The organism is Homoserinimonas sp. (genome assembly GCF_056262345.1).
In genome coordinates, this window is sequence record NZ_JBACFR010000183.1 from 1 (window position 1) to 2539 (window position 2539).

The following is a 2539-nucleotide window of genomic DNA, read 5'->3' on the forward strand; positions in this document are numbered from 1 at the left end:
ACGCCACCCCACAGGAAGGCACATCGTGAAGATCCCGGCAATGATCGCCGCAGAGTTTCGGAGACTGGTTCGCAAGCCCATGGCGTTCATCGCCCTGGTCGCCCTCGGAATCGTGCCCCTGCTGTATGGCGGGTTCTACTTGTGGGCCAATCAGGACCCCTACGACCGCCTGGGCCAGATCCCCGTCGCGCTGGTCGTGGCCGATCGCGGTGTCACCTCCGATGGCACCTATACAAACTACGGGGACCGCATCGCCACGAAGATCCTTGACTCCAATACGTTCGACTGGCACAGGGTCTCCGCCAAGGAAGCGGCACAGGGCGTCGACGATCAGCGATTCGACTTTGCCGTGACGCTCCCCCGGGGTTTCTCAGAAGCCATCGCCTCGTCCTCAACCGATGACCCCCGCCAGGCAGAGCTCGTTCTCACGACGAACGATGCCAACAGCTATCTCGGCACCACGATCGGCCAACAAGCGATTAAGACCATCACGAACGACATTGTGGCGCAGGTGAACGAAGAAGCAGCCTCAACCTTTCTCATCTCCCTCTCGATCATTCGCACGAGCCTCTCCACCGCGAGCGACGGGGTAACGGAGCTTCTCTCTGGAGCACAGACGGCCTCGGCTGGTGCCACGGAACTGGCCTCTGGCACCACACAGCTGGCAAGCGGGTCGGCCACCCTGCGCGATGGCCTCGGCCAGCTCGCCTCCGGCACCGCCTCGCTTCCCGCAGAAAGCACCGCACTAGCCAACGGTGCGGCCGAGGTCGCCTCCGGCAATCAGCGCGTCGCCGCCCTCGGCGACCAGGCCAGCGCGGCCTCCTCCGATGTGATCGCGAGGCTGCAGCCGGTGCGAAACGAGATCGAACAACGCCTCCTGACCTCGGGGCTCACCCCCGCTCAGATCGCCGAGGCCCTCACGGTTCTTGACGACCTCAACGCCGCCGTGCAGAACGGCGATGCCAGGCTCAAGCAGGCCGTCGGCCAGCTCGACGCCCTCGCTGCAGGGTCAAGCGAGGTCGCCTCTGGGGCACAGAGACTGGCGCAAGCCGCTCCGACACTCACCAATGGCATCCAATCTGCCGCGGCAGGCTCAGCGGAACTCGCGACCGGTGCGTCCGAGGTCAATTCGGGCGCAGCGGAACTCTCATCAGGGCTACCGCAACTGGTTTCTGGGCTGGCGACGCTCCAATCGGGGCTGGCCGACGGCATCCAGCGAATCCCTGAAACAACGGAGCAGCAACGGGCGGCACAAGCCAAGAACATTGCAAACCCCGTCAGCGTGAAAACTGCGGCAGTCGCGGAGGCGGGAACCTATGGAGCAGGGCTCGCCCCCTTCTTTATGGCTCTCGCTGCCTGGATCGGCATCTATGCGCTATTTCTCATCATCAAACCCTTCTCTCGCCGAGCCATCACCGCCCTGCACTCCCCCGTGAAGATCACCATTGCCGGCTGGTTGACGCCCGCCATGATCGGGGTGCTCCAGATGATCAGCCTGTTCATCATCGTGGCCGTCGTTCTGGGGTTCAGGGTCGAAAATCCCGCAGGAACCATCGGCCTCATGGTGCTGTCGTCGGCAACATTTGCCTCGATACTCCTCGCCCTCAATATCTGGCTCGGCAGCGTCGGCGAGTTTCTCGGACTCGTGATGATGGTGCTTCAGCTCGTAACCGCCGGCGGAACTTTTCCCTGGCAGACCCTCCCTGCCCCGCTCGCCTTTATCCACCATCTGTTCCCCATGTCGTACACCGTGGACGGGCTCAGACAGCTGATGTACGGCGGAAATCTCACTGACGCGATCAACGATGCCTGGGTGCTCCTTGCCTGGCTCGCCACAGCACTGGTGGTCGCGTCACTCGGTGTCGCACGGATGACGCGCTTCCGAACGCTCGGAGACCTGGAGCCGAGCCTGATCGGCTAGCCGCCTACCCGAGCGTTTGCCGGGTATGCCCGCGTCTCGCCCAGCTACGTCGGTGGCCGATGTGAAGATACATCAATGCCAGCCACGTCAACCTCCCTCACCCCGGTACCCAGGTTCGTTGTTCCGCCCTACCTGCTCGCTCACCTCGCCCGGGCAGAAGACCCCCGGTTCGAAGCGGCGGCGACAGCAGCACGCCACGCGCTCGAAACCGACCAGGGTCTTCGGCAGGGTCGACTGTCACCTCATCCTTCTGCGCTGGCCCCCGAGCTAGCACACCCCACTGACGGGACGCAGTCCGGGCCCCATCGGCGTATCTTCGATGCGAACAACAGCACAGAACTGCCCGGAGTCCTCGTGCGCTCCGACGACGGTGATACTGCAGCCGGTGACATTGCGGTGACGGAGGCCTGGGATGGCCTGGGCGCGACCCACACGCTGCTGCTCTCCGCCTTTGGCTGGGCCTCCGTCGACGGCAAGAACGCGCGACTGGATGCCACAGTTCACTACGGCAACCGCTATGACAATGCATTCTGGGACGGAAGCCGCATGGTGTTCGGCGACGGCGACGGGGAGGTCTTCGGGCGGTTCACTGCCTCCCTCAGCGTTATCGGTCACGAA

General features: G+C 63.8%; 2 protein-coding genes. Both read left to right on the top strand.

The features are described from left to right. Positions 1 to 25: 25 nt before the first annotated feature. On the top strand, positions 26 to 1921 hold the full coding sequence (locus tag AC062T_RS09255) for a YhgE/Pip family protein (RefSeq protein ID WP_476029379.1): 1896 nt from the start codon (positions 26 to 28) through the stop codon (positions 1919 to 1921). Between the two features lie 75 nt (positions 1922 to 1996). Then, a partial coding sequence (locus AC062T_RS09260) for a gluzincin family metallopeptidase (protein ID WP_476029377.1) occupies positions 1997 to 2539 on the top strand: 543 nt, incomplete at its 3' end.